This window comes from Streptomyces sparsogenes (genome assembly GCF_001704635.1).
Lineage (GTDB): Bacteria > Actinomycetota > Actinomycetes > Streptomycetales > Streptomycetaceae > Streptomyces > Streptomyces sparsogenes.
This window is the reverse complement of sequence record NZ_MAXF01000207.1, coordinates 1-4,048: the sequence shown is the minus strand read 5'-3', so window position 1 is coordinate 4,048 and position 4,048 is coordinate 1. Positions and strand designations below refer to the sequence as shown.

Genomic DNA, 4,048 nt, shown 5'->3' with positions numbered 1-4,048 from the left:
GCATCCACGGCCTGATCCTGGGCAGCGCCGTCAACCACGGCGCCCGGACCAACGGATACAGCGTGCCCAACCCGCGCGCCCAGCAGCGCGCGATCACCACCGCGCTGGAACGGGCCGGCGTCACTCCGGAGGACATCGGCTACGTCGAGGCGCACGGCACCGGCACCGCCCTGGGCGACCCGATCGAGCTGACCGGCCTCACCCACGCCTACCGGTCCGCCGACGCCGCGCCCGGCACCTGGCCGATCGGCTCGGTCAAGTCCAACATCGGGCACCTGGAGTCCGCGGCCGGCGTCGCCGGACTCACCAAGGTGCTGTTGCAGTTCCGGCACCGCACCCTGGTGCCCTCGCTGCACTCGGCCGAGCTGAACCCCAACATCGACTTCGAGCGTTCCCCGTTCCGCGTCCAGCGCGAGCTGTCCGCCTGGCCCGACGGGGACCGGCCGCGCCGGGCCGGCCTCAGCTCCTTCGGCGCGGGCGGCGCCAACGCGCACCTCGTCCTGGAGGAGTCCCCGAACCCCGACCCGGTCACCGACGTACCGGCGGGCGAGCAGCGCGCCGGCGAACCCGTGCTGTTCCTGCTGTCCGCCCGCGACGAGGAACGGCTGCGCGCCTACGCCGAGTCGGCCGCCCGCTTCGTCCGGACCGAGCACGTGCCGCTCGCCGACCTGTGCTTCACCACCCAGGTGGGCCGCGAGCCCCTCGACGCCCGGCTCGCGGTGGCGGTCACCGACGGCCGTGAACTCGTCGCCGCCCTGAGCCGGTTCGCCGACGGCGGCCCCGCCCCCGACCTCGCCGACGCCGGGCCGCTGGCCGAGCCGGCCCGCCGCTGGCTGGGCGGCGCCGACGTGGACTGGGCGGCCTGGCACGCCTCCCGGCCGGGCACGGCCCCCCGGCGGGTACGCGCCCCCCGCTACCCGTTCGCCCCGGAGCGCTACTGGATCCCGCTCGACCCCGACCTGGGCACGGGCGCTCCGCACCCGCTGGTCGACGCCAACGAGTCCACGGTCACCGAGGTCCGCTTCCGCAAGACACTGCGCGCGCACGATCCGCTGCTGCGCGACCACGTGATCGAGGGCCGGCCGCTGCTCGCGGGCGCGGCGACGCTGGAGTTCGTCCGCGCCGCCGCCGCGCTCGCCGAGCCCGGCACCCGGCACGCGCTGCGCGAGGTGGTGTGGGGCCGGGCCGTCGAACTCGCCGAGGGCCGGATGGAGCTGTACGCCTCCTTCCGCCCGGACGGCACCGGCCTGGCCTTCGAGGTGTACAGCGGGACCGGGGCCGGCCGCACCACCCACGCCCGCGGCAGTGCCGTCCCGGCCCCCGCCGCCCCCGAGGCCGCCGAGGACCTCGCCGCGCTGCGCGCCCGTCTGTCCGTCGTACGCGACGGACCCACCGCGTACACCGAGTACGCGGCCGCCGGGTTTGCGTACGGGCCCTCCTTCCGCGTCATCGACGAGATCCGGGTCGGCCCCGGCGAGGCGCTGGTCCGGCTGGCCCGGACCGGCACCGCCCCGGACACCCAACTGCCCCCGGAACTCCTCGACGGCGCCCTGCGGGCCTGCCACTGGACCGGCCGGACCACCGCGCCGCGCCCCGGTGAGCTCGCCGTGCCCTTCAGCCTCGGCGCCCTGGACCACTTCGCCCCGCTGCCCGAGGTCTGCCACGCGCACGCCCGGCTGGTCGACGAGTCGGCGGGGGTGCGCCGCTTCGATCTGACCGTGTACGACGACCAAGGCCGCGTGCTGGCCTCCGTACGGGACTTCGCGGGCCGTCTGCCCGGCAGCCAGGCGGCCCCCGCGGCCGGCGCCCGGACGGCGCTCGCCGGCCGTGTGTCCGCCGTGCCCACCGGGGAGGCCGTGCCTCAGCCCGCCTCGGGCGAGCCCCGACTCTACGAGCCGTACTGGCGCCCCGCCGCCGACCCGGAACCGGCGGAGGGCGCCGGGACCCTCGTCCTGCTTGGCCGCGCCCCGGAACTGGAGTCCGCGCTGGCCGCGACCGGCGTGTGGCGGCGCGTCGTCGCCATCGGGGAGGACACCGGCCGACTCGCCTCCCTCGCCGACGAGGACGGGCTCGACCTCGCCGTCGACCTCGCCGCCGTCCTCGGCGACGCGGACGACGGCTCACCCGCCGAGCTGCTCGACCGCGCCTGCGCCCCCGTCCTGGACGTGCTCGACGCGGCCCGCACCGGCGTGCTGCCCGGCCGGGTGCGGTGCCTGGTGCTGCATCCGCAGAACGCCGGAGAGGACCGGCCGGAGTGGGCCGCCCTGGCCGGGTTCGCCCGCTCCACGGGGCCGGTCGCGCCGCGCGTGGAACTGCTCACCCTCGGCGTCGACATCGCGGCCCCGGCCACCGAGGTCGCCCGGGCCGTGGCGGTGGAACTGCGCGCCGCGCCCCGCGCCGCGGGCCTGGAGGTCCGCCGTACGGCCTCCGGCGAGCGGCAGGTACGGGCCCTGCGCCCGCTCACCGGCCCGGCCGCCCCGGCCGACGTGCCGCTGCGGGACGGCGGCGTGTACATCCTGACCGGCGGCGCCGGCGCCCTCGGCCGTGTCCTCGCCGAGCATCTGGCCCGCACCCACGCGGCCAAGCTGGTGCTGATCGGCCGCTCCGAGCCCGACGAGCGGACCCGCGCCTGGCACCGCACGCTGACCGGCCTCGGTGCCGAGGTGCTCGCGCTGCGCGCCGACGTGGCCCGGGCCGACGAACTCGGCGCGGCGCTGACCGCCGCCCGGGACCGGTTCGGCGCCCTCCACGGCGTGTTCCACCTGGCGGGCGTCGCCGACCAGGGCCGTGCCGACGGCGACCGGGAGCGCTTCGCCCGGCTGCTCGGCGCCAAGACCCACGGCCTGGTCCACCTGGACCGGCTGACCCGCGAGGACCCGCTCGACCTCTTCGTGGTCTTCTCCTCCCTCTCCTCCCTCATCGGGGACTTCGGAGCGGCCGGCTACGCCACCGCCAACCGCTTCGCCGACCTCTACACGGTGCTCCGCGACCGCCGGGTGCGCCGGGGCGAGGGGCACGGCCGCAGCCTGTCCCTGGCCTGGCCGCTCTGGGCGGTCGGCGGGGTCGACGGGCTGGTGCACGAGGAGGAACTGGCCGCGTACACCCGCCGCAGCGGGATGCGGGCGCTGAGCGCGGAAGCGGGCCTCGACCTCCTCGCCCGCTCCTTCGCCCCCGGCGCCTCGTGGCTCGTGCCCGCCTGGGGCGACCCGGCGGCCGTCGACGCCGCCCTGACGGGCACGCCCGCCCCGTCCCGGCCCACCCCGTCCCGGCCTCTCGCGTCGGACCCCGTCCAGTCGGCTCCCGGCGCCGCCCGCGCCGGCCGGCTCCGGGAGCGGTTGGTGGAGCACCTGCGCGAGGTCCTCGCGGGCGTGCTGAAGCTGCCCGTCGGGCGCCTCGACAGCCGCGTCCCGCTGGACGACTACGGCCTGGACTCGGTGCTGGTCATGGAGACCAACTCGCTGCTGGGCAAGGACTTCCCGGGCCTGCGCGGCACCGTGTTCTTCGAGTTCCGGACGGTCGACGAGCTGGCCGACCACATCCTCGCCGAGCAGGCCGACGCCGTCACCCGCCTGTTCCCCGAGGAGACCGAGCCGTCCCCGCAGGGGACCGAGGCGTCACGGCAGGAGACACCGCTGTCGCGGCAGGACACCGCCCCCGCTCCCGCGTCCGCGCCGGCCCCCGGCCCGCACACCCCGCCCGCCGGCCGGGACGCCGACGAGCCGATCGCGATCATCGGCATCAGCGGCCGCTATCCCCAGGCGGACACCCTGGAGGAGTTCTGGCGCAACCTCGCCGAGGGCCGTGACTGCGTCACCGAGGTCCCCGCGGACCGCTGGGACGCCGACGCCCTGTTCGACCCGGATCCCGACGCGCCGGGCCGCAGCTACGGCCGCTGGGGCGGTTTCCTGTCCGACGTCGACTCCTTCGACTCGCTGTTCTTCCAGATCTCGCCCAAGCAGGCCCGCACGATGGACCCGCAGGAGCGGCTCTTCCTGGAGACGGCCTGGTCGGCGCTGGAGAACGCGGGCTACCCCCCGTCGCGCATCCC

Annotated in this window: 1 protein-coding gene; it reads left to right on the top strand. The window is 77.0% G+C overall.

Features of this window, described 5'->3' with window-relative positions:
• The coding region (locus BBH68_RS36545) for an SDR family NAD(P)-dependent oxidoreductase (protein WP_141713140.1) at positions 1–4,048 on the top strand (4,048 nt) is incomplete at both ends.